The organism is Paenibacillus cellulosilyticus, from assembly GCF_003182255.1.
Lineage (GTDB): Bacteria > Bacillota > Bacilli > Paenibacillales > Paenibacillaceae > Paenibacillus_T > Paenibacillus_T cellulosilyticus.
In genome coordinates this window covers 260,615-285,795 of the sequence record NZ_QGTQ01000002.1, presented here as the reverse complement: position 1 = coordinate 285,795, position 25,181 = coordinate 260,615, and the positions used below count along the sequence as shown (strand labels likewise).

Annotated in this window: 20 protein-coding genes; 16 read left to right on the top strand and 4 right to left on the bottom strand. The window is 49.1% G+C overall.

All coding sequences use genetic code 11. The features are described from left to right. Nucleotides 1–34 precede the first annotated feature (34 nt). From DFQ01_RS03920 to DFQ01_RS03875, 10 genes are all read left to right on the top strand, one after another. A complete protein-coding gene (locus DFQ01_RS03920) occupies nucleotides 35–682 on the top strand; it encodes a 4'-phosphopantetheinyl transferase family protein (RefSeq protein WP_245946539.1) in 648 nt (215 codons plus the stop codon). Between the two features lie 80 nt (nucleotides 683–762). After that, a complete protein-coding gene (locus DFQ01_RS03915; protein ID WP_245946511.1) occupies nucleotides 763–1,407 on the top strand; it encodes a TetR/AcrR family transcriptional regulator in 645 nt (214 codons plus the stop codon). A 16-nt stretch (nucleotides 1,408–1,423) separates the two neighbouring features. Continuing rightward, nucleotides 1,424–3,205 carry an ABC transporter ATP-binding protein gene (locus DFQ01_RS03910; RefSeq protein WP_146216832.1) on the top strand — a complete coding sequence of 594 codons (1,782 nt, stop codon included), beginning with the start codon at nucleotides 1,424–1,426 and terminating at the stop codon, nucleotides 3,203–3,205. 3 nt (nucleotides 3,206–3,208) lie between these two features. Beyond that, on the top strand, nucleotides 3,209–4,981 hold the full coding sequence (locus DFQ01_RS03905; protein WP_110042570.1) for an ABC transporter ATP-binding protein: 1,773 nt from the start codon (nucleotides 3,209–3,211) through the stop codon (nucleotides 4,979–4,981). Between the two features lie 142 nt (nucleotides 4,982–5,123). Continuing rightward, complete coding sequence (locus DFQ01_RS03900; RefSeq protein WP_110042569.1) at nucleotides 5,124–6,194, top strand: hypothetical protein; 1,071 nt, start codon at nucleotides 5,124–5,126, stop codon at nucleotides 6,192–6,194. Nucleotides 6,195–6,307: 113 nt separating this feature from the next. Continuing rightward, nucleotides 6,308–6,925, top strand: a complete 618-nt coding sequence (locus tag DFQ01_RS03895; RefSeq protein WP_110042798.1) for a GNAT family N-acetyltransferase — start codon at nucleotides 6,308–6,310, stop codon at nucleotides 6,923–6,925. 161 nt (nucleotides 6,926–7,086) lie between these two features. After that, entirely contained in the window at nucleotides 7,087–7,503 is a 417-nt protein-coding gene (locus tag DFQ01_RS03890; protein WP_425452353.1) for a BlaI/MecI/CopY family transcriptional regulator, read from the top strand. Between the two features lie 3 nt (nucleotides 7,504–7,506). Beyond that, a complete protein-coding gene (locus DFQ01_RS03885; protein ID WP_110042568.1) occupies nucleotides 7,507–8,340 on the top strand; it encodes a M56 family metallopeptidase in 834 nt (277 codons plus the stop codon). Between the two features lie 100 nt (nucleotides 8,341–8,440). Continuing rightward, nucleotides 8,441–9,010: a DUF2231 domain-containing protein gene (locus tag DFQ01_RS03880; RefSeq protein ID WP_110042567.1), complete on the top strand. Its 570-nt coding sequence runs from the start codon at nucleotides 8,441–8,443 to the stop codon at nucleotides 9,008–9,010. 218 nt (nucleotides 9,011–9,228) lie between these two features. Continuing rightward, nucleotides 9,229–9,549, top strand: a complete 321-nt coding sequence (locus tag DFQ01_RS03875) for a WGxxGxxG family protein (protein ID WP_110042566.1) — start codon at nucleotides 9,229–9,231, stop codon at nucleotides 9,547–9,549. A gap of 79 nt (nucleotides 9,550–9,628) precedes the next feature. On the opposite strand, the gene DFQ01_RS03870 is transcribed toward DFQ01_RS03875, so the two are convergent. The 4 genes from DFQ01_RS03870 to DFQ01_RS03855 form a co-directional block, all read right to left on the bottom strand. Next, complete coding sequence (locus DFQ01_RS03870; RefSeq protein WP_110042565.1) at nucleotides 9,629–11,266, bottom strand: glycoside hydrolase family 43 protein; 1,638 nt, start codon at nucleotides 11,264–11,266, stop codon at nucleotides 9,629–9,631. Between the two features lie 23 nt (nucleotides 11,267–11,289). Then, on the bottom strand, nucleotides 11,290–12,114 hold the full coding sequence (locus tag DFQ01_RS03865; protein ID WP_110042564.1) for a carbohydrate ABC transporter permease: 825 nt from the start codon (nucleotides 12,112–12,114) through the stop codon (nucleotides 11,290–11,292). Between the two features lie 12 nt (nucleotides 12,115–12,126). Further along, on the bottom strand, nucleotides 12,127–13,017 hold the full coding sequence (locus tag DFQ01_RS03860) for a carbohydrate ABC transporter permease (RefSeq protein WP_110042563.1): 891 nt from the start codon (nucleotides 13,015–13,017) through the stop codon (nucleotides 12,127–12,129). Nucleotides 13,018–13,089: 72 nt separating this feature from the next. Further along, nucleotides 13,090–14,427 (bottom strand): ABC transporter substrate-binding protein, encoded by a 1,338-nt coding sequence (locus DFQ01_RS03855; RefSeq protein WP_110042562.1) that lies wholly within the window; start codon nucleotides 14,425–14,427, stop codon nucleotides 13,090–13,092. 256 nt (nucleotides 14,428–14,683) lie between these two features. Here DFQ01_RS03855 and DFQ01_RS03850 point away from each other — a divergent pair, with 256 nt between their 5' ends. From DFQ01_RS03850 to DFQ01_RS03825, 6 genes are all read left to right on the top strand, one after another. Continuing rightward, complete coding sequence (locus tag DFQ01_RS03850; RefSeq protein ID WP_110042561.1) at nucleotides 14,684–16,489, top strand: sensor histidine kinase; 1,806 nt, start codon at nucleotides 14,684–14,686, stop codon at nucleotides 16,487–16,489. A 5-nt stretch (nucleotides 16,490–16,494) separates the two neighbouring features. After that, nucleotides 16,495–18,093: a response regulator gene (locus DFQ01_RS03845; protein WP_110042560.1), complete on the top strand. Its 1,599-nt coding sequence runs from the start codon at nucleotides 16,495–16,497 to the stop codon at nucleotides 18,091–18,093. Between the two features lie 209 nt (nucleotides 18,094–18,302). Then, a complete protein-coding gene (locus DFQ01_RS03840) occupies nucleotides 18,303–20,309 on the top strand; it encodes a beta-galactosidase (protein ID WP_110042559.1) in 2,007 nt (668 codons plus the stop codon). A gap of 169 nt (nucleotides 20,310–20,478) precedes the next feature. Beyond that, on the top strand, nucleotides 20,479–21,528 hold the full coding sequence (locus DFQ01_RS03835) for an autoinducer 2 ABC transporter substrate-binding protein (protein WP_110042558.1): 1,050 nt from the start codon (nucleotides 20,479–20,481) through the stop codon (nucleotides 21,526–21,528). After that, nucleotides 21,518–23,332 (top strand): sensor histidine kinase, encoded by a 1,815-nt coding sequence (locus DFQ01_RS03830; protein ID WP_110042557.1) that lies wholly within the window; start codon nucleotides 21,518–21,520, stop codon nucleotides 23,330–23,332. The genes DFQ01_RS03835 and DFQ01_RS03830 overlap by 11 nt, the downstream gene beginning before the upstream one ends. A 30-nt stretch (nucleotides 23,333–23,362) precedes the next feature. After that, nucleotides 23,363–24,997: a response regulator transcription factor gene (locus DFQ01_RS03825; RefSeq protein ID WP_110042556.1), complete on the top strand. Its 1,635-nt coding sequence runs from the start codon at nucleotides 23,363–23,365 to the stop codon at nucleotides 24,995–24,997. The last annotated feature ends 184 nt before the right edge of the window (nucleotides 24,998–25,181 follow it).

Here is a 25,181-nt window from a genome sequence, read left to right as displayed (position 1 = left end):
TTGCGCCCTTCGGATACCCGAGTCATTGGACAGCATGTTATTCACAAAGTTACTAATGCTGCTCTCCCCCGAAAAGCGATTGAAAACGACTGGGTATTTCAAGAAAGAGGATCAGCTTCGTTCCTTGTTTGCTGAGCTTCTCGCTCGTTTTATGATTCAACAGGAAACAGGCATCGAAGCGGCGAGCGTTAGATTCAGCTACAACCATTACGGTAAACCGCAGATAGCGAATCAGCGGGGGCTTTATGTGAATTGGACGCATGCCGGAGAGTGGGTGGCTTGCGCATTGGCCGATGTTGAGGTGGGAATCGATGTCGAGAAAATCCAGTGCGTGGAGCAAAGTCTTGTTAATCGGTGTTTGTCCAAGTCCGAGCTTGCCGAGTATGAGCGAAAAGTGGACAAGGAAAAAAATGAATATTTCATCAAGCAATGGACGTTGAAAGAGAGCTATGTCAAATGGGATAGCAGGGGGATCGTCATCCCCTTTCGCTCGATAACCTTTGAGGAGGATGACATCAATCATTTCAGTCTCACAATTAGAAACGGTGATGGTGAAACGCAATGCTTCCTGAGAAGCGAGTCGCTCAGTGATCATTACAAACTTGCCTTTTGTTCCACTATTGCTGATCCCCCCGCACAAATTCTCGTGCTTCAGCACGATGAGCTTATAAGCAAATTATAAAGTAAATCATGCGATGGGCTGACCAGCTGTCAGTCCTTTTTTTGTAAAAATTCAAACCGAATATTTGGGCTAAAAAAAGTTTGACATTCCATACCCTTACATATAACATGTGTAATATAACAGTCGTAATTTACGAATTTGGAGATGACAGAATGCCACCAAAAGCAGAAATCACGAAGGAGAAAGTTTTGGACGCTTCGTTTGAAATTGCGCGGGAACAAGGACTTGAGGTTCTGACGGCCAGGAGCATTGCGACAAAGCTGAAATGCTCGACCCAGCCTATTTACAGCGCATACGGAAGCATGGAAGAGCTCAAGGACGATGTATATAGCCGGGCGATTGATTTTGCCATTACGAGCATGAGGCAGTACGAGGATGACAAAAACTCTCCTGCCATGAAGCTGGTGCTCGGTTGCCTTCTATTCGCCCAAAATGAAAAGCAGCTTTTCAGAACCATATACCTCTCCGACTATAGAAAGTATTACTTGACCAGGTATGAGGACCGAATTAACGAGGAAATATACACCGCTTTTTTGCAGCTCGATGATCGGCTAAGTTTGATTTCCGAGAGTAAGGTAAAGACGATGTTTCTTAAATTAATGGCTTATTGGCTTGGAATCAGCACGATGATCAACACGAACATGTTATCGCTCGAAATCGAAGAGGCTACAGAGATGGTAGAAGAGATGTACCAGGCGTTATCGATAAGAGAAGGGCTTGAATAAGAAAGGGCGGCGGTGGATGATGGCGGCAAGTGCGAATCTATCTGATTTATCGACGAGAAGGCTTTTTTCGTTTCTTAAACCGTATCGTTTTTGGGTAGTGGTCAAAATTTTCAGTGCGGCATCAAATGCAGCCAATGACATATTTTTAGTATACGTGATGAATATTTTGGTTAACTCTTCCTTATCGGGCGATAAGGAAGAATTAATGAGATCGATTTATTTGATGATTGTATCTGTTTTTATCGGGATTATCGTAAACTTTTTGGAAACCTACTCATCCGGGCGCTTTAGCGCTTGTATGACCCGTGATATAAAAGACACGTTAAGCGCTCATATCGACAAGCTGCCCATCTCCTCACTGGAAGCTCATCATTCAGGGGACCTCAGCTCCCGGATGACGAATGGCACCACAGCGATCGAAAACTTCTTTAATGGCGATTTTGGGTACATCTTATTTAATGCAATCCGTGTAAGCACAACCATTATCGTGATGCTCTTCATGAATTGGCAGCTGCTGCTGCTATGCATGGTCATCCTTCCTCTTATGTCTATTTTGACAAACTCCCTTAGCCGTCCTCTTAGCGACTACTCCTCCAATCTTCAGAAGAGTTTGGCAAAAATGAACAGTTCGGTTCAAGACACCGTCAACGGCATTCACATCGTGAAATCTTACAATTTGGTTCAAGTGTTCTTTAATAAATTCAAAGCATTACTCGATCAAATGTTGGCGGACTCGCTTCTTATCGAAAAGAGAAAATCGATCATGGGATCGGTAAGCGTACTCGTGCAAACGGCGCCGTTCCTCATCTTTTTCCTTACTGGCGGTTATTTGGTCATAAAAGGTCACTTTACCGCGGGAGGACTTGTATCATTTGCGATGTTATTAAATTATCTCGTAAACGGGATGGGCGCTTTGCCCAACCAAATCAGCGATTACAAAGTAATGGTGGGAACTGCGCGGCATCTGTTCGAAATACTTGACGAGGAAACCGAGCGAAAGGGCGGGAAAATGCCGGCAATATCTCCGTTGGCACCTGCAATATCGTTCAACCAAGTGTCGTTCTCGTATGATGGGCATAAACGGGTTTTGAATGATGTCGGCTTTACGTTGCAACAAGGGAAAACGATAGCATTGGTTGGAGCGAGCGGCTCAGGAAAATCGACCGTCTTTAAGCTTATATCCGGATTTTATAAGGCGCAAGACGGAGACATCAACTTGTTCGGCGAACCTCTTTCAGACTGGGATCTTCCCTATGCGCGATCTATGATCTCGCTTGTATCGCAGGAGACGTTCCTATTCCCCGGCTCCTTGGCGGATAATATCACCTGCGGGAAAAGTGATTACAGCATGGAAGAGGTAGAACGGGCTGCACAGCTGGCGAACATCCACGAATATATCCAGACGCTGCCGAACGGTTATAACTCTCTTGTTGGTGAACGGGGAGTAAAGCTTTCGGGAGGACAAAGGCAGCGCATTTCGATCGCACGCGCCATTCTCAAAGATGCTCCGATTCTTCTATTGGATGAGGCCACCTCGGCACTGGATACGGAATCCGAAATGCTGGTCCAGGAAGCGATCACTCGTGTCATGAAGGAGAAAACCGTACTCGTTGTTGCGCACCGTCTTTCCACCATCATTGATGCGGATGAAGTCCTTGTATTGGATAACGGCTGCATGGTCGAACGCGGGACGCATGATGAGCTGCTTGCTAAAGACGGCACCTATAAGCGGCTCTACCATAAACAATTGATCAATCAGGAGAATGCTGTCTCACTTCTTGAAGGGAAAGGGGCATAACCGTTGACGAACAGTTATTATTCTGAAATCAGAAGACTGGCCAGATGGATCAAGCCAAGCGGAGCAGCTTACGTGCTTGGATTGTTGGGGTGTTGTCTGATCGATTCGAGTTTGCCGCTTGTATTGCCGCTGTTGGTCAAGTTCGTTCTTGATGCAGTAGCGAATAATAGTATGAGTACGATATGGACGATTTGTGAAATATTTACGGTCATCATCGTCATCCTGTGCGTTTTGGCGCAGCTATTTCAATATTGGTTCGGCAAAACGATCAAGACGTTCATGGCCGATCTTCGGCTGCGACTATATCATCACATGGAGAAGCTCCCCGTCTCCTATTACGAGAACACACACAGCGGAGATAGTATGTCCAGGATCACGAATGATCTTGGCGTAGTCGAAAATGCGTATACCGGAAACATTCGATCGCTTATCACCTCGATTATGACGGGGGGGTACTCTGCCGCATTAATGTTTTATCTCGACTGGAAATTCGCTTCGGCCATGATTGTGATGGGGTTTGCGTCCACCTACGTGAATACGCGATTCGCGAAGTCACTCCGAGGCATCAGTGCGGATATTCAAAAATATGCAGGCAGTCAATTCGAGAGATTAAACGATTTGATTGCAGGATCACAAGTAAGCCGAATCTTTCAAATGTCGGACAGAATGAACGCAAGATTCAAGGAAATCAATCATATGCTGGCACGATTAACGGTCTCCCGCGCAATCAGATACGCTTCTCTGAACAGCACGAATTATTTGCTCATGTGGTTGAAGAACAGCGGAGCTTTTATCGTCGGTACATTAATGCTGATTAACGGACAAATGACGCTGGGGACGTTACTCTCTCTTGTCCTGTTGCTGGAGCAAGTGACGAATCTATTTCGGCATTTGGGTAATGTGTGGGCACAACTGCAATCATCATTGGCCGGCGCCGCCAGGGTATTCGAAGTGTTAGATATGAGCGAAGAGCCAGCAAGATATTATTATGCAGCGAATAACGATGTCGACGAAGACGACTCCCATCGTATGATCGAATTTCGCAACAGTTCATTTTCCTATGATCAGGATAGGAGAATACTGGATGAAATCAATTTTACGGTAAAAAAAGGCCAGGTCGTCGCTCTTGTAGGCCCCAGCGGAGGCGGGAAAAGCACGATCCTCAAGCTTTTACTCGGCTTTTATCCGCTCGGTCAAGGTGAGATTCGTATCGAAGGCAAGCGCTTTACAGACTACACGTTATCAGAACTGAGAGATAAGATGGCTTATGTCTCGCAGGATGCCTATCTGTTTGAAGGAACGATTGAAGAAAACATCAGATATGGGCGACTGGACGCTACACGCGAAGAGATTGTTGCTGCTGCCCGGGCAGCGAATGCACATGATTTTATTACGGAACAAGCGGATGGTTATGACACGATGGTCGGAGAACGGGGAGCGAGACTCTCCGGCGGTCAGAAGCAGCGAATATCAATTGCCAGAGCATTCTTGAAAAATCCGCCGATCTTATTGCTCGACGAGGCTACATCTGCGCTGGATTCGGAGTCAGAGCAGGCTGTCCACCAAGGTCTCCTACGATTAATGGAAGGCAAAACGACGATTGCGATCGCTCATCGTCTCTCTACGATAAAGCAAGCAGATGCGATATACGTTATCGATAATGGCGAGATCGTGGAACAAGGAACACATGATGAATTGCTTGTGGCGGGAGGCATATACAATCGCTTGCATCATGTGCAAGAAAGAAATAACAAAATGAATCAATACGTTTCATAAAATGAGGACAATGAAGCTGGAACATGCACATCACGTTGAATGAAGTGCCACAAAAAAGGAATGAGCCGCTTGGCAGGTATCAACACGAATACAATACCAGTGGCTCGTTCCAACAGAAAACGGGACATAAGGAGAATAAGTGATGTCTAAGTTGTTACCTATTTATGAACCTATTGTTAAAAGCTATAAACATCACGCGCTAAAATTGGCCATGATGGATAAAGAGGTTAATTTCCCTTGGGTAATTAGTAACTTCATTCAACTATACACGCCTTATAATTTATTTGATGATCCCAACTGCGACTATCATTTTCTTGATTTCTATCTTTTAAGCAAAAACGATGAATCATCACCATGGCTCGAAATCAAAAATATACATAATCTTGTTTTTAAGCGGAACCAGAATGTCATCGACTTTATGCACAAAGCAATCGATGACGATTATTATCTTTATCTATATTATGATGCCTATTACCTCCCGCATTCTTATTCCTATAAGAAGGAACATAGCCCTACTAATATATTAATTCATGGATACAATGAAAAGGATAGATTGGTTTACGGCTATGATTATTCGTACAATGGCATTTATAAGTTAGAAGTGCAGCAAATCGATTATGATTCCTTTGAACAATCGATCATACATTTAGATTATAGTAACGATAGCTGGGCTGAATACTCCCAAATGTGTCGACCTCTAACGGTTAATCAAATGGTTGATATTAGCATGATTATTATGTTGTTGACGGATTACTTGGATGCTTATCCATCTTATAAAAGAGTAAAGGACGGCTCTTATTTCGGAAATTCTTATTTTGGCATTGAGGTTTATAAGTCCTTGAAACATTATCTGGAGTTGTTGAAATGCAATAAAACGACCGGTAATATCCTTCCGTTCTCTATACTATGGGAACACAAAAGATGTCTGGTGCACTTGTTCGAATATTTATATCGTAATGGCGTTGTTCATAGACAAGAGCTGTTAAATCCGTTCAGAATACTGGAAGAACAAGCGTTTAATCTTCGAAATATGATGTTGAAATTTATGCTTACGAAAAAAGAGAGTTTGATAGAGCGTATGATCCCAATTGTGGATGCAATCGAACAATGTGAGCGTTCATCACTTTCATTGTTAGTTCAATTACTTAATCAATCCGAGTTCCTATTACCCCGTAACAGCAGCGACCAATTATCTATCCCTTCATTTACTTAAACCATAAATAGAATTCATACAAATCGCCAATACAGTTCATACAACCACCAATGTCCCTTTATATACTGATGGTCTGAGCTATTCGAATCATTAGGAGTAGGGTGGTGGTTCACATACTTAAAAAACATGATTTGCATGAATGCCGCTCGCTGTATAACTTAATGGCGGATCCTGCAGTTTTTCCTTACGTCCGCCACAAATGCCAATCCTACGAGGAATATTTGTTCATCACCAAACAGTTGATCACCCTGGAATTGCAGAAGACATCGATTTCAAGAACAATTACGAATGAGCTTGGACAACCGATTGGAACGATTCAATTCTATGATATTGCGAATGGAACAGGCTTCTTGGCGACTTGGATAGGAGCTCCTTATTTTGGCCAGGGGTACAATGGGCGTGCGAAAGAAGCCTTCTTCATGGAACTGTTCCTAGAACATCAGATCGAGACGGTATATTTGAAGGTTCGCAAGCAAAATATCCGTTCGAAGAAGGCGGTAGCAAAGCTGCCGTATGTACAATTAGCGAATGATCTTAAACTAGAACTCTATGAATCAATTAACCGGGAGCAGGAAGTCTATGATCTGTATCAAGTGGAACGATCGAGCTTCTTGGAAAGCCGTAATCAAGTTATTGTATGTGGCATGATAAGAGGATGGTCTGATTGTAGGCTTCAGCGGCAGTATGCGGCTGGAGAGGGGTATTCGTCCTTATCAGCGCTGTTAAATTAATGTACTTCTGAACCAGGGCTGGTTTGCATCCGGTCCTGGTTTTTGTATGATTCACCCCATAAGTCTAAGGATAGGTTAAGACGGTAAGCCTACAGATGTTTTGTTGTTGACGAAGGTCTTTATGCAACACTATAATCTGTAGTGTAAGGAGCGTGCGCAACGTGAAAATGAACTCTTTCAAATTCCAGGGCAACGGTTTGGGCCGTTTCTTCGGTCCGTTGGAGGCCAAGGTGATGGAAGCGATATGGAGTCTGGAGAAGCCGTCGACGATTAAGGAAGTTAACACCGTCGTTAGCGAGGACAAGCCGATGAGCTTCAATACGATCATGACTGTCATGAACAGGCTCGTCGATAAAGGCGTGCTGCAGAAGAAGCTGCAGTCCAAGTCCTATGTTTATTGCGCCGTTCTCTCGAAGGAACGGTTTCTGGAGGAGCAGTCGAAGGAATTGTCCTACGATTTGGTGAAGGAATTCGGGTCCTTGGCTGTTACACACATGCTCGATGCTATGGAGCAGGTCGATCCGGATTTGTTGAAGCAGTTGGAACGTCAAATCGAACAATGGAAAAAGGATCGATAACCGATGAGCGAGAAGCGTTCCGGCTTACTGCTTGCTGTTGTCCTATTGTCCGCGGGCTTCGTTTATGCTCAGATGTCGCTCTTTTTAATCCAATTTATATTTCATGTGCGAATACCAATCAACTTGTTTAATCAATGTGCCGAGTTTCTCCGTTTCATCGGCTTTCCCGTGCGAATCAATCTGATGTTCTTCCTCGTCGGTTCGACGCTGCTCTGTTCGATCGCAGTCGCCATCCGCGAAAGCGTTGCCGCTTCACGATGGAACCGAACGGAACGAAGCCGTTTCGACGAGGCGTTGACTTGTGCCATCGGAGAAGAGCATGGACTAGCCCGCACCGAGATCACGATCCTCGATCATGAGGACTCCATAGCGATGACAATCGGGCTGTTCCGTCCCCGTATTGTACTGTCGACAGGACTGATCGCGGCTCTGAGCGAGACCGAGCTTCAAGCCGTGATCGCCCACGAGAAGTTCCACTTGAAACGACGGCATCCGCTGGCGGTTTTCCTCTTATCCCTTATCGGGATCGCTTTGTGGTACATACCAATCTACAACTGGTTCATCAAGAAGTATAAAGTTCTGATCGAGCTGATGGCCGATCGTTATGCCGTTCAAGCTACGGGCGGTGCGGCCGACCTCAGCAGCGCGCTTCTCGTTCTGTTGAAGCGCGGACAAGCGTCGACAGTCGTTCTCGGCAGCGCATCATTCGCTGACAACGCAATCAACCTGCGTCTTAAGCAGCTGATTGACCCTCATTTTAAGCCGTCGCTGACGCCACCCATTTTCCCGTGCGCCATATCCGCGCTTGTGTTTGCTTTCATCGCCTTCGGCGTATAATCCGGTATCAAGAGAACGTCTTGCCGTTCCGCGGACAATGGCGTTTTCCTTTGTACATAAGAACTACAACATGTAGTGTAACTACTAAGGAGGAAAAGCAATGAATTATTTGTGGGACAACAAGCACTTCATTATTACGCATTTTCCGATCGTGCTGCTGCTCGTGAGCTTCCTGTTCGACCTGGCGGCTCTGATCTGGAAGAAAAAAGATTGGCATACGGCAGCCCTGGCCTGCCTCGTTCTCGGAACGGTATGCACGATCGCGGCGGTACTGACGGGACCGAAAATGATGATGCAAAATTCGGCCGTCGAAACCCACGAGCTCTACGGAACGTTTACGATGTATCTCGCCATCGTGCTGAGCGTAGTTCGGGGCGGCATCATGCTCTGGAAGAAGAGAGACATTGGCCGCAACCCGATTTACTTGATCGTGGCGCTGGTCGCCGTTGTTCTCGTTATGTATACGGCGCATCTGGGCGGCAAGATGGTGCATCGCTCGTTCGAGCCTGGCCAGTTCCCGCAAGGAATGATGGGTGGAGGCCAAGGACAAGGCCAAGGACAAGGATTCCCGCAGCAAGGCGATGGCCAAGGCCAAATGCCGGCACAAGGGCAAGGCCAAGATCAAGGTCAAGATGGCGCAGCGCCGGCGGCTCCAAGTACGAACCAATAATGCAAATCTGATGATACTTCAATCGTGTGTAGATGGCGGCGCTGGGAACTCTCCCAAGCGCCGCTTGTTGTTTTAGCGCGACGGGACCGGACCGATCAGCGGCTCACTGATAGCGGTAAATCAATTGTCAAATTGTTGTTATCCATTCCGAGAATAATCGCTGCCCTGTAGATAGAAAATAATCAATGCTTATACCTTAATCGAAGAGGGGCATGAAAATGAAAAAGTGGTTAGCGATCTTCAGTTTGGCAGCATGCTTGACGATGTCTTCCGCTGTTCCTGCTTTTGCCAACACAACAACGACTTACAACACGCCAGGCAATGAGCTTCGAAACGGGGTTAATGAAGGAATTAACACAACAAACCGTGCATTGGGCACGGACCTGAATTACGTCGGCACCGGGAATAACGTCCGCACGAATAATTACCGTGCCACTGCCACTGACAATAGAGGTTTTGATTGGGGATGGCTTGGTCTTCTCGGCTTATTCGGTCTTGCCGGCATGAGAAGCCGCAGCCGCGACCGCGATCACGCATAACCCATTATTACAATAAATAGCACAGGAGCGCTTTTCACCAGAGGGGCGTTCCTGTGCTATTCCTATTTGCCTAACTTCTTTACAGCTCTTTGTATTCAAAATAATCAAAATCCGCATACTTCCGTTTGCGATACGAATCTTGGCAGCACACCCCAATGAATGCACCGGTGAAGTGGCCGTACTTGGCGTACTCGTCCGAGCATTTGCTCGCATCGAGCACAGGGCCGACCTGCGTCCATTCCTCGGCGTCAGGCGAACCGTAGAAGCGCAGTTCCTCGCCCTCGATGACGGCACGCAAGTAAACCCGATCCCAGCCAGCGATCGGCATACGACACTCTCGAAGCTCGACCTTAACGCCATTATCTGCATACAGAATGGTTAAGGCTTTGCTGCCCAGACTTTCGCTGTAGTAGATCTTTAAGTAATAGAACATGTTTTGGTCATAAAATAACGTCAGGCCAGCGGTCTCGTGGAAATTGTCCGGTTCGAACGCCACGCAGGTCTCGGCAACCGCATGAACGGATTGCAGGCGGCGGGCGATCAGGCTTTGCTCGTGAAGAGAGAACAGAGAGTCACGGCCGCGAAGGCGCATATAACCTGGCTTCGCTGAAAGGCTGACCCAATCTTCGCTTAGCGGCACGCGCAGCGAATTCAAATGCACGTTCCATTCGCCGCTGTCGAAGTGCTCGCGGGAAGGCTCCGTCTCCCAAGGCGCTGATGCAAGCAGAGGAGGCTGGACCGTCAGCTCAGCCCGCTGTCCGCCGGAAGCGAGGCGGAGCCAGCCGTCTTCGGTCCATTCGCAGCGTTGAATGGCGGTCTCGCGTCCGAGCATGCTGCGTTGATTAGAGGCGAGCGGCCTCGCCGTGAGATGGGCAATGTACGGCTCGCCTGCCGGCGTTTCGACGAGAGAGCCGTGGCCGCTTTTTTGCAGGATAGACTCGGGATTGTATTGATACGGCTTTAAGTAATCGTCGACGCCTCGCCGATTCAGGTTGATCTCCTTGGCAGAGGTGATGATCGGGTTGCAAGGGTCGGATTCGTACGGACCGAACAACGACTTAGAGCGGGCGATGGTTACGCCATGCCCGAAGCCCGTGCCTCCTTCCGCCGCCATCATGTAGTAATAGCCGTTCCGCTTGTAGATATGCGGTGCCTCCAGACAGCCCATATCGGTAGCCCCGCGGAAGATGCTTACGGGGGAGCCGATCAGCTCGCGGCTGTCCGCGTCGTATTCTTGAATGACGATAGAGCCGGGATGCTCATAGCCGGGGCGGTTGTCCCATTCCAGATTGAGCAGCCATTTGCGGCCGTCGTCGTCATGGAACAAGGAAGGGTCGAACCCGGAGCTGTTCAAGTACGTACGATCGGACCAAGGCCCGGTAATGTCGGTTGCGGTTACAACGTAATTGTCGAGATCGAAGTAGTTGCCGTTCGTACTGCGCATAATCGTATAGATGAGATAGAACAGCTTGGCCTCTTCGTCGTAGCTTAGACATGGCGCCCATACGCCGCCCGAAGCCTCGATGCCCTTGAGATCCAGCTGGGATTCACGGTCCAGCGCATAGCCGATGACGCGCCAGTTCACGAGATCCTTGGAATGATGAAGCTGTACGCCGGGATACCACTCGAACGTTGAAGTCGCAATGTAATAATCGTCCCCGACTCTCAAGATGGAAGGGTCGGGGTTAAAGCCTCTGAGGATAGGGTTCTGAATCATGCGTTGTTCTCCTTCTGCTTCGATTAGCCTTTGACAGCGCCAGCCGTAACGCCCTTCGTAATCTGCTCATTGAACACCGCATAGATGATGATGGCAGGGATCGAAGTGAGTACCATTACAGCGAATTGGGAGCCGTAATCGGAAGAATATTGGCCCGCGAAGTTCATGACCGAGAACGGCAGCGTCTTGAGTGCATCCTTGCTCAGGAACGTCGAAGCCATAATGAATTCATTCCAGCAGTTCAGGAACGTTGTCACGATAACGGTGACAAGCGCTGGCTTAAGCAGCGGCGCAATGATCTGGAACACGATGCGGTAGATGCTGCAGCCATCCATCAGAGCAGATTCCTCGAGCTCCTTCGGAATGCTGCGCAGGAAGCCGCTGAGCATGAACGTTCCAAGCGGAACGGACACAGCCGTATAAGGAAGAATAAGTCCGAAATAGGAGTCGGTAAGACCAAGCGCCTTGAAGATCGCGAAGTTCGGCAGCAATGTTGCATGAATCGGAATCATGATGCCGAGCAGCAGAATCGTGTAGAACAACGAACGAAGCTTCCACTGCATACGGATGAACGCGTAGGACAACGTGAGGGACAAAACGACCGTCAACGCAATGGTCACTACGGAAACAAGCAAGCTGTTACTGAGATATTTTAAAAATTTCCCATCCACCCAGGCATTCACGTAGTTGTGCCATTGAGGCGAGCTAGGCCATTTCAGAATGCTATTGGAATAAAAGTCTGCGCTTGAATTGAACGAGAAGTCCACAAGCCAGATCAGCGGAAATAATTGTCCTGCGGCGACGATCAGAAAGAAGATCCAGATTGCCGTTTTTTTGCGTGCTATCATGTTGTCGCCCTCCTAGAAATCCGTCGCATCACTGCGAGTGAGACGATTGCTCAAATATGTTGCAAGTAAACATACGATAACGAACAATACCGATATGGCATTGGCATAGCCGTATTGGCTGGCCGAGAACGCTTTGTTGTACAAATAAACCGCGAGGAATTGCGTAGAGTCGCCAGGTCCGCCGTTCGTGGTGAGGAAGACGGTCTCCATTTGTTTCAGTGCCGTAATGATGGCAAGCGTGAATTGAACGGCGATAACCGGTTTCAAGAGCGGTACCGTAATCTTCAGATGCATACGGAAGCCGGAAGCGCCGTCGAGCTGAGCTGCCTCGTACAGATCCTCGGAAATCCCTTTAACGCCTGCATAGTAGAACAGAAGTCCCCAGCCAAAGCCTGCCCAGATCAGAATGAACAGCATGGAGCCAAGCGCTGTGCTGCTCTCGCCGAGCCAAGCGTGCTTCAAGGAATCAAGTCCGACAAGGTCCAGCAGCTTGTTCAGCATGCCGAACGTTGGGTCGAGCAAGGAAAGCCACATTTTCGAAATTACGACAACCGAGATGACGCACGGAATAAAGAAGATCGTACGGAAAATCTTCTCCGCCTTGCCGCCAAGCCGGTCGAGCAGGATCGCGAAGAAAATACAAATCGGATGCTGAATGACGATAAAGCCGATGCCAAGCAGCAGGGCGTTGCGAAGCGCAAGCCAGAATCGCTCGTCATGGAAGAGCAGGTTCGTGTAGTTGTCGAAGCCAACCATTGTGACCTTCGTCCCTGGAGCAAGTGTATCTGTGAAGGAATAGTAGCCGCTGACGATAATCGGAACCAGGAAGGTTAGCGCGAACAGCAGCATACCGGGAGCTACGAATAGAAAAATGGCTGTTTTGTTTCTAAACACGCGATGCATGATAATCACTCCATCCTTTAGAAAGGGATAAAGACAGGCTCACCCTGTCCTTATCCGATTCCTTCTATGCCTTTATTGGGTGTCTACCGCTGTCTGGAGCGCGCTAAGCAATTCTTCAGGCGTCTGTTTGCTGGAGAAGAACTTGCCGAGCGCATTCTGGATGTCGTCCTTGAACTTCGGTGTGCCGTAGTCAATGGCAGAAGCGCCGGATGTTGACGATGCATTGACCAGAATGTCGGTCAGCGTCTTCTGGACTTCGCTTTCCGTGCCGGTCAATTCATATTTCTGCGCAGGTACGGCAGCGCCCGTATCCCATGCCGTCTTCGCCCATTGGTTAGCGCTCATCAGATAATCGAAGAACTTCTTCGCTTCCTCCGGTTGCTTCGAGCTGCTTACGAGCGCATAACCGCCGCCGTTCCAAGCAAGCAGATCATCAGCCGTTCCTTTGCCGCCATCGGCAACCGGAACTTTGATTACGCCAAGATTTTGACGGAATTCCTCGGGAAGAGCCTCGTTCGTCGCCATGCCTGCTTCCCACGAGCCCATGTACCACATCGCGGCTTTGCTTTGCGTGAACAGGTTCTGGGATGCGCCGTAGTCAGCCGTCATGAAGGAATCTTGGAACATCTTCGAATCGCGCACTTCGGCGAGATATTGTGCAGCCTTCAGGAAGTTCTCGTCATCCGCGAATTTGATCTTCTTATCGATCGCATCGAGAATCAGATTCTGATTGCCGCTATAACGCAGCACGAGGTTCTGGTACATCTCGCCGAAGCTCCATAGGTCCTTGCCGTTAATGGACATCGGAGCGATGTCTTTATCGCGGAACGCCTTCGCAGCGTCGAGCAGCTCAGTAAGCGTCGTTGGCACTTTCACGCCGTTGTCTGCGAACAGCTTCTTATTGTAGTAGATCACTTCATAGTCGCTGTTGCGCGGCAAGCCGTACAGCTTGTCGTTGAACGTGAACGATTTGTATACGCCTGGCAGGAAGTTATACTGTTCACCTTCATATTCCTTCGGATCCAGCTCTTTTACGTAACCAGCTTGTACGAGTGTATTAAGCTCGGCGCCGCCGTGAACCATGGTAATATCAATCGGCTCGTTGGAGGACATGTAAGCCTTCAGCTTGTTCTTAAAAGGCTCTTCCGCAAGCGTCTCGACTTCGATCTTGACGTTCGGATTTTCTTTGATGTAATTATCGATAACCGTTTGTTCAGCAAGTCCTTGTCCGGATTTGCGATCCGGCAGGTTGGAGAAGAAGCGGAGCGTTACTTTGCCTTCGCCGCTTGCGCCGCTGCTGCTGTCCGACGTGCTCGAGCTGTTATCGCTGCCGCATGCAGCCAACGTTCCTACGGATGCAATAGCAAGTGTTAGAATGGACGCACGCGCCAACTTGGAATATTTCTTCATCGTTATTCCCCCTGATGGTTGTTTAAGGAATCTGGCAATCTCATTTGCCTGCACTGATCATAACAAGTGGAATAATGGCCGGTCAGTAGAGAAAAAAAGACGAAGGTAGACGTTTGTCGAAACCTTCACTCGAGTCATTGTGATTGCTGCTGGAGAAGATTAGAATGACAAAAAAAGCTTATAATACGTGTTCAAAACGTTCGGTTGTCAGCGGACTTTGTGAACAACCTCATATAGTAAAGGCTTGTGATCGCTTATGCTGCGCGCTTATTTCAATTTAAGCCTGAAGTTCAAAATCATCATTTTGTTCACGCTGCTTATGACAGTGTTTTCCGTTGCGCTCGGGTATTATGCGATTGAAACGTCTAAAACCCAAGTTGTGAACAAGGTCAGCTCCACCAACCTTGGCGTCGTCCGAGTAGTTGACAATAATATGAAGTCGATGCAAAAGGCGATCTCCAATTGGGTGACGGTATTCGTGATGGACCCTTATATCCAATCCACGCTCAAGATGGATGTGATGCCGTCAGAAGGCTCACTTGATCCAACGCTGTACAACGGTTCAACGTCGACCTTGATGAATCAGATGCTGTTAACCGGCAACTTCGATTATGTCGCCTTATATGGCAAGGAGGGACCGCCTCTGTTCCAGGTGGCGACAGATGACAGCAGCGGTTCGGGCACGATTCAGCAGATCGAGGCTAACCCAATCTATAAGCTGACCGCCAACCTGCGCGGTGCGCCGCTCTGGTTTCCGATGTCTGCGGACAACGTGTTTATCCAGAATAACCGCAAGGAGAAGATCGGGATGACTCGGATCGTCCGGGACGTGAATAACGGGTATACGATCGGGTTTATATTCGTAGGCGTCAATCAGGAGACGATCAAGGCGCAATACTTGGCGAACCTGTACGACAAGGACCATGGGCTTGTTATTCTAGATGCCAGCGGCGAGCCGCTGCTGGAAGCGGGCAAACCATTTTACAAGGCAGGTCAGTCTGAGCTTGAAATGATTCGTTCGTCCGTCTCGGATTCGGGATCGAAGGTTGTGCGGTTGGATGGAGAGAGCCTGCTTCTCACGTATAGCAGAGGGGAGAACGGCTGGCAGTATCTGTACGCGGTTCCGCTCAGCGTCTTAACTAAGGAGCTCAATTCCATTAAGCAGTTCGTCGTATTGCTCGTTGTGGGATGGCTCGTTATGAGCATTCCAATCATGCTGCTGCTCACCTCGTTCCTGACCGCTCCGATCAAAAACTTATTGCTCTCGATGCGCCGCTTCCAGAATGGGCAGTTCGATGAGAAGGTAGAGGTCAAGTACGGGGATGAGATCGGTTATTTAAGTCAGGGGTATAACAATATGGTCGAAAATATTAAGTCGCTGGTCGACGATGCTTATGTGCTTCGGCTCAGGGAGCAGGAGGCAGAGCTTAAAGCGCTGCAGGCGCAGATTAATCCACATTTTCTGTACAACATGCTCGATACGATTTTCTGGGAAGCGGAGTCTGCTGGGCAGGACAAGATTAGCGAAATGATTATTAATCTGTCACGGCTGTTCCGTCTAAGTCTCAATCGGGGCAAAAGCTTCACAAGCGTGGCGAAGGAGCGGGAGCTGCTCGAGCTGTATCTCTCCTTGCAAAAAATGCGGTTCCGCGATGTGCTCGAATATGAGGTCGATATTCCGCCAGCGATGAGCGATTACATCATCTTGAAGCTGATTTTGCAGCCTTTCGTTGAGAATGCCATCGTGCATGGCATCGAACGGAAGCGGGGCGGAGGCTTCGTTCGTATAAGGGGGATGCAGGAGGAAGATCGTCTGACGTTCATCATTGAGGACAACGGTCTGGGTATGAGCGAAGAAGAGCTGGCCAAGTTGAACGAGATGCCGAAGGAGAACGATGTCAACGTAACGCAGGATACAAGCGGCTATGCCGTCCGCAATGTACATGAACGGCTGAAGCATTATTATAAGGACGAATTTGAATTGATATACGACAGCAAGCCTGGACGGGGCACGCGGGTACAGCTTGCGATACCTGCTGTTCTATCCATGAAGGAGGAGTGAGGAGCATGTATCGACTGCTTATCGTGGACGATGAGGAGAGAGCCCGGACGGGCATTCGAATGCTGATTGATTGGGCGGCTCACGGGATTGAGATCGTTGGAGAAGCGCGGGACGGAGCGGAAGCGCTGGAGATCATGAAGTGTACTGGCGTTGATATTCTGCTGACCGATATCCGAATGCCGGTGATGGACGGGCTGGAGCTGATTGAACATGTGTCCAAGTCATCCCCAGCCACCAAATGCATCATTATGAGCGGGTACGACGAGTTCTCGTATGCGCAGAAGGCGATGGCGGCCGGCGCCGTCGATTATTTGCTCAAGCCGAGCCGCCGGCAGGAGATTCTGGATTTGGTCGTTAAGATTACGAATGATATCGCGAAGCAACGGCAGGAGAATGAGAAGCTGGAAGGGCTGCGCAGCGGATTTCGAGAGAGCTTTCCTTTCCTGAAGGAGTACGCGCTTAACCGACTGGTGATGACCGAGAATCCCCCACTGGAGCGGCTGCTGAACAACTTAATGCTAAGCGATATTTCCTTCCCGCTGCCGTTCTTCGGGGTCCTTGTCGTCAAGATTGACAACCTGCATCTCGTGCAGCAGAAATTCGGCAGCGCTGATATCGAGCTGTTCAAATACGCGCTCAAAAATATTGCCGAGGAGACGTTCATTCCGATATGTCACTCCGCAGCGTTCGAGGATAACGACGATGTCGTGCTGCTCATGAATGCGGATGAATGGCTGGATACGAAGCAGATTGTTCCATACGCCGAAGCGATTCAACACAACGCCATGCGTTTCCTCCCCTTCACCGTCTCCATCGGAATTGGCAGCTTCGACCGGAGCATCCGACATTTCCGGGTGTCGTTCCTTGAGGCGCACAAGGCGTTGAATGCAAGATTTTATGAAGGCGATGCGAAGATCACGGATTATCTTGAGGCGGCGGAGGAAGAGGATTTTACCCAAACCTCCTATCCGCTCGAGAACGAGAGGGCCGTGCTTCAGGCGATCGGCAAAGGGGACGAAGCTGCGATTCGCTCCAGTCTGCAGGAATTTCTGGCCTCGCTAAAGCCGGAGAGCTCTTCGAAAGAGAGCGTCGTTAATTCCATCTATGCGCTTTACTTCGCGCTCTACCGGGATTGTATCGAGCGCAATGTCAATGTGAATGAGGTGTTCGGCAGCGGACTCGATGAAATCCCTCGCATGATGGCTCGTTCGGGGCTGGAGCACATCATGGCTACGCTGACGGAAACAGCACGGAAGATCGCGGATCAACTATCAGCGCGCAAGAACGGCAATAAGCTGTTCGAGTCCATACTGGCTTACGTGCATGAGCATTTCCGACTCGATATAAGCAGGGAATCCGTTGCTCGCGAGGTTTATGTAACCCCTGGTTATATCAGCTATTTGTTCAAGCAGCAGCTGCAGACCAGCTTTATCGAGTACCTGCACCGCATCCGGATCGAGTATGCTTCCCGTCTGCTGAGAGACCCGAGCCTTCGCATATCGGACATTGCGCATGATTCCGGTTATCAGGATGAGAAGTACTTTTTCCAAGTGTTCAAGAAGTATACCGGCATGACGCCAACGCAATACCGCAATAACCTATAGTCCGCTTTTGATCACGAAGCATCACAAGAAGCATATTCGGCATCGAATCTTGAATGCATCAGAGACTTCCGGTTCTCACGTAGCACTTCACTACGCTCCGATCCTCATTCCCTGCTGCATCCAACCTTCTTGGTGCTGAAAACCGAACTTTTTGAACACGAAGCGGACTTTTTGAACGACCTCTTAATAACAACATGGGAGAGATTACATTGAACAAACTATTATATGGCGTTGCCTATTACGATGAATATATGCCTTATGAGCGACTGAGCACCGATATTGAAATGATGAAGGCGGCGGGCATTAACCTTATCCGAATTGCAGAATCGACTTGGAGTACGCATGAGCCGCAGAACGGCGTATTCGATTTCTCCAGCGTGGACCGCGTGCTGGATGCGATGCATGAAGCGGGGATTCATGTCATTGTTGGCACGCCAACTTATGCAATTCCAACGTGGATGGTCAAGGAGCATCCGGATGTGCTGGCGGAGACGCCGGACGGACCGGGACGTTATGGCGCGCGGCAGATCATGGACATCACACATCCGTCGTATTTGTTCTACTCCGAGCGTATCATCCGCAAGCTGATCAGCCGGGTATGCGATCATCCTGCAGTCATCGGCTATCAGGTCGATAATGAAACGAAGCATTACCGGACGAGCGGTCCTAACGTACAGCTTCAGTTCGTCAAACATATGAGGGAGCAGTTCGGAACGGTAGAGCAGCTCAATGAGGCGTACGGCCTTGATTATTGGAGCAATCGGATCAACAGCTGGGAGGACTTCCCTTCGGTCGTTGGTACGATCAATGGCAGCCTGGGTGCCGCGTTCGCCAAGTTCCAGCGGAAGCTGGTGACCGATTTCCTTGCGTGGCAGACGGCGATTGTGAATGAATACAAACGTCCGGGTCAATTCGTCACGCATAACTTCGACTTCGAATGGCGGGGGTATTCCTTTGGCGTTCAGCCGGATGTCGATCATTACGAAGCGGCTAAGGCGCTGGACATCGCAGGCGTCGATATTTACCATCCTTCACAGGATGATCTAACGGGCAAGGAGATTTCGTTCGGCGGGGACTCGACGCGTTCGCTCAAAGGCTCGAACTATTTCGTGCTCGAAACCCAAGCGCAGGCGTTTCCGAATTGGACGCCTTACCCTGGTCAACTGAGGCTGCAGGCGTTCAGCCATCTGGCATCTGGCGCGAACATGGTCGAGTACTGGCATTGGCATTCCATTCATAATTCGTTCGAGACGTATTGGAAGGGCCTGCTCAGCCATGACATGGGGCCAAATCCGACGTATGACGAAGCGAAGACGATTGGCCGTGATTTCGCCCGTCTGTCGGACAAGCTGGTTAATTTGAAGAAAAAGAATCGCGCAGCCGTTCTCGTCAGCAACGAAGCACTGACGTCGCTGGACTGGTTCAAGCTGCCTGGCGGCGAGGTTCGTTATAACGATATCGTTCGTCTCGTTTACGATCGACTGTATGAGATGAACATCGGCTGCGACATTGTGTATCCGAGCTCTTCCGATCAGTTCGGCAGCTATGATCTGATCGTCGTACCGGCGTTGTATACGGCTTCCGATGAACTGCTGAATGCCTTGAACGAATATGTTGAGAACGGCGGACATGTCGTGTACACGTTCAAGAGCGGCTTTTCCAACGAGCATATCAAAGTTCGGCCAAGCGCGCAGCCGGGCTTGATCGAGAAAGCTTGCGGCATTACCTACTCGCAGTTCGTTGAGCCGGGCAAGGTATCGCTGAAGGGAAATCCATTTGACGTTAAGGCGTCGGACAACAACATCAGCGTCTGGATGGAGCTTCTTACGCCAACAACGGCGGAGGTGCTCGCTTGGTACGAGCATCCGCATTGGGGGCGATATGCAGCGATCACGGCCAATCGGTACGGCAAGGGGATGGCAACCTATATCGGCTGCCTGCCAAGCGAAGCGGTCGTCCGCAAAGTGCTGGAAGGCGCCATCCGCGAAGCGGGGATATGGGGAGTGGATCAAGAGCTTCAATTCCCGATTATCGTGAAATCCGGCGTGAACGAGCAAGGCAACAAAGTACGCTATTATTTCAACTATTCAGAAGAACCGCGGTCGTTCGTTTATCCTTATGGCAACGGCGTTGAGCTGCTCACAGACCGGGAAATCCCACTGGGAGAAACAATCGAGCTGGAGCGCTGGGGCGTTGTCATTGTGGAGGAGCAGTAGAAAGCAGCAGGGATAGGAACAATTAGCATAGATCAGGATACGAAGAGGGATGCCGAACATACGGCATCCCTCTCGCTTTATCAAGGCTTCCAACTTGTAAAGGTTGCGCTTTCATTAATCGAGGGACTATGATAGGTGTGGTTTACAACGAGAGATACGGGGGACGGCGATGATCCGGAAACTAATGCTTTTTATGACGATGATGATAATTGTAAGCGCTTGTAGCAGCGGATCGGGCACCCCTTATCGGATTGTTTATTCGATGGATACGCAGCAGACGACAAGCGAGGCTGTTCCCGATTCATCCTTGCAAGACCAACGATATTCGGTTGCGATCATCCCCAAGGGAACCGAAATTGATTATTTCACGGTTGCTGCAGAAGGAGCCCAAGAAGCGGCGAATGATCTGGACATCGACGTCATGTTCGAGGGACCCAAGACGGCAGACGTTAGCGGGCAGATTGAGGTTATCGACAGCATGATCCAGCGGCATGTGGATCTCATCGCCGTTTCTGCGAACGATCCTGAAGCGCTTATACCCGTTTTGGAGAAAGCAAGGCAAGCAGGCATTAAGGTCATTAGCTGGGATGCGGATGCCGACCCGCAGGTGCGCGATTTTTATGTGAATATGGTGGATCCCGAAACGCTCGGAAGACATCTAATGGATACGCTTGCGAATGCGATGGGAGAGAAGGGCAATTTCGCGATTCTGACGGGCGCAATCTCTGCCTCGAATTTAAGCGACTGGCTCAAATGGATTCAAGTGCAGCACAAAGCGTATTATCCTGAAATGAACTTAGTTAAAGTCGTTGCGACCGACGACAACTTAACGAAGGCCGGTGAAGTAGCGAAGCAGCTGCTAGCGGAGCATCCGGAGTTGAACGGGATTATCGGCAATTCGTCCGTTGGCTTTCTATCAGCCGCTAATGCTGTCAAGGATGCGGGCAAGGCTGGTGCAGTTAAAGTCGTCGGGTTATCCAACCCGAACTTCACACGCAGCTACTTGAATGAAGGAACCGTTCAAATGGCAACGTTATGGAGCCCTAAGAAATTGGGTTATCTGACCGTCGTACTTGCGAATAATCTATTGAACGGCGTTCGCCCAGCAGATGGGCAGGATATTCCGAAGGTCGGGAAAATACGTGTAGTAGGGGATATGGTCATTATGGGGGAGCCTTTGGATTTCTCCAAGGAGAACGTGAATCAATATGATTTTTAAGAGGCGAACCAGCTTTCAGTTCCGTCACTTTCGCCTAAGCTCCAAATTGATTATTACGTACCTGCTGCTGACGGTAGTGCCTTTGTCGCTGCTGGGCTACATCTCATACGCGCAATATGCAAGATCGGTCGAAGCGCAGATCGGTGAATATATGCCGAAGATCTTGCATCAGGCCAATGAAGATATCGATAAACAGATCGATGAGCTGATGCGGCTTCCCGACCTGCTGTTTAACTCCGAGCAGGCGTTGAGCATTCTTCGTAAAGAAACATATGCGAAGCGTTCGGAATTTAACAAAGATCAATATGATATGAATAGCTATCTATCCCGAACTTATATCCGAGGGAATAACGCCAATGTCATCGGTGTATTCATCCTTTCCAATCAACGAATGTTTTACAGCTCGAAGCAGCAATTCAAGCAGGCTGATTGGCAGAATACGCTCAGTGGGTACAGTGAGAAGCCGTATTCCATCGGGAAGGCACAATTTATTCTCCCAAGCGAAGTGGATCTTCAGTTCGACGCAGAGGTTCCGTATCTGTTCATTCAGAAGCAAATCTATGATGTCGATAACCGTAAAGTGCTCGGCGATATGTTAATCGCGGTTGATCTGTCCTTCATAGATAAAATCTTTCACAATTTCGAGTCGAGCAATCGAGCGAATTTGTGGCTAATGAGCGATGCAGGCGAAATTATTTATCATTCGGATCGCAGCCTCATCGGCACGATGGATACAGAGAAGGACAACTATCCGCTCCGAAGCGGCAGCTTCCGTGCCAACCATGCGGGCGGAGCTAAATTAATGAGCATCAACACCGCATCCATATCGGGCTGGACTCTTGTGCACAGCATTCCGTTAAGCGAATTAATGCAGCGTACGAATCTGGTGCGGAATGTTACGATTCTGCTGTTTATTGCGATCAGCGTCATCACCTCCTTGATAGCGGTATGGATATCGTGGTCGATGACCCGGCCTCTGAAACGGTTGAGCGGATTAATGAAAACGGTCGAGATGGGCAATTTCCAGGTGGACTTGAAGGTGCCGCACAGAGACGAAATCGGCATGCTTGCACGCAGCTTCAACTCCATGGTCAGTACGATTCGTGATTTGATTCAGAAAAATTATCAAGTCGAGCTGCGGCAGAAGGAAGCGGAGCTTTATGCGCTGCAGTCTCAAATCAACCCTCATTTTCTGTACAATACGCTGGAAACGATCGGCATGGCGGTCGAAGAAGGAGAAACCGAGGCTGTCGTCGATATGGTCACTTTGCTCGGTCGGATGTTCCGTTTCTCCGTGAGCAATCAGTCGAAGTGGGTGACGATCGCACAGGAGGTGCAGCATGCGGAGGACTATCTGACGATTCAAAAGTTTCGGTTCGAGGACAGGCTCGCATTTCGAATCGATAAGAAGATGACGGATAGTCACTTTTTGCAGCTATTTACGCCCAAATTTATTCTTCAGCCGGTCGTCGAGAATGCCATTAAGCATGGACTCGATGTTCGAAGGAAAATGGAGGTTTGCCTTTCTGTAAGCGAAGAGTTTGATGCTCGTACCGGCGAGCCATGTATCGTTTTTAGAGTTAGCGACAATGGCCCTGGCATTTCTTCTGAGAAGCTGTTCCAGTTGGAAGAAGCGTTAAAGAAGGACTCTTTTGCACCCAAAAGCGCTAACTTCGGCCTTTCGAATGTGAATGCAAGGATTGGCATGATGCTTGGGAACGATTATGGCATTCAGTTGCACAGCATCGAAGGGATTGGAACGGAAGTTCTAATTCGAATTCCTTTGAACGAACGATCGGATTAGAAGACAGGAATAGAGCGGGGGGCATAGCAGGTGGAGACGATTAGAGTCATGGTCGTTGATGATGAGGCTCGGATTCGAAAAGGGATTGCGAGACTGGTCGAGTCATGCGGCGAGGGATGGGAAGTCGTCGCCATGGCGCAGGATGGAATCGAGGCATTGGACTGTTTGGCTCAATTGGATGGCGATATTGATCTGCTAATCTCCGATGTGAGAATGCCGGAGATGGATGGGCTTACCCTTATTCATGAGGCGAAGAAGCGATATTCCTCGTTGTATCCTCTGTTGATTAGCGGATACGACGAATTCTCTTACGTCCAATCGGCTATACGAGAAGGTGCATTGGATTATTTGCTTAAGCCAGTCGATCGAGAGCAGTTTCGCCTTCGCATGATCGATATTCGGTCGATCATACTTGGTGGCAGGCTACAGCATCAGAAGCGCGGCGAGCTCGAGAAGCAAGCAGAGAAATTTAAGCACAGTAAGCAGACGCAGACGCTTAGCGACATAACGTCAGCCGGCATCGATGCCACTCGTCTCGGCTATTGGGTCGATGAATTTCCGAAGGGGAAGTATGTACTGCTCTGCATCCGAATGGACACGCTGCCCGTTAAAACTAGAACCTATACGTCCAAAGACTGGAAGGCCTATTATTACGCGATAGAAAATATTATCGGAGAGGTCGTCGGCAGCCAAGGGGGCGAAGTGGACCAACTAGGCTGGAGTTGGCGCGGCAGCGATTCGGATTTCTGGGTGCTGATTAGCAGCCCTTATCAGGAGGTTGATCTGGAGGGTGCTGCCGAGGAGCTATCGATGCAAATAAGGTCTTGCATTCAAACCTATACGCCCTTCTCTGTATCGATAGCTTATAGCAGCACGATAGAAGATTTGTATCTACTGCCTGATGCCAGAAGACAATGTCAATCGAATATTAATTATCGACTGCTGTACGGCGGCAATAAGGTGTTCGGGCCGGCCGTGCTCGAGACGATGAGCGATCGAAGCGAAGTGAAGCTCGAACGGGATCTGCTGCCCATCCTCCAGAAGCTGAAGCGAAGCATCGAGCAGGGGAATTCATCCGATGCAGCGGAATTATGCAATCAATATACGCTTCTCTTAGAGAAGCTGGAGTCACCGGAAAGCTTACAGACGGCGGTACAGAACGCGGTTATCCTCATTCAGTCTGTGCGGCTTGAGAATCAACGAGGGTTAGCGGCGGTGGCTGCGATTGAAGAGCAATTCCAGCATGCAAGGAAGGCCGCCAGCGTGTATGAGCTGAAGCAGTTCATCAAGGAATTGGCTGCTCAAGGCGTGGAGGAAATTCGCCAAGCTCGTGAGCAGGGCAGCATGAAGCCAATCGAGCAGGCGAAGAGCTGGATCAGGGAGCATTTGGGCCAAGAGATGACAATCAAGAAGATTGCCGATCACGTGCATATGAATCCGACCTACTTCAGTGAATACTTCAAGCTGCAGACCGGCGAGACGATTCTCGATTATTTAACGCGGCAGCGTATGGAGAAAGCGAAAGAGCTGTTGAATGATCCCGTCTTAAAAATTCAGGATATTTGCGGCATGATCGGCTATCAGGATGTCAAATATTTCAGCGGCCTATTCAAGCAATGGTCAGGTCAGACGCCATCCAAATATAGGGCTAATATGCAATCCTAATATAAAGTTCGAAGTTCGATTCATCAGGGTCTCAGCGCTAATCCTAGCGATGAGGCTTTTTTTATTTCTATGAGGACCCGAATATTCTCCCCCTAATCTGAGGAATGTCACCTACAGTCGATCTGTCAAACGGAGTATCTTGTGAATAGACAAAGGTTCTGCCCGCTAGAATAAGGAGGGACTA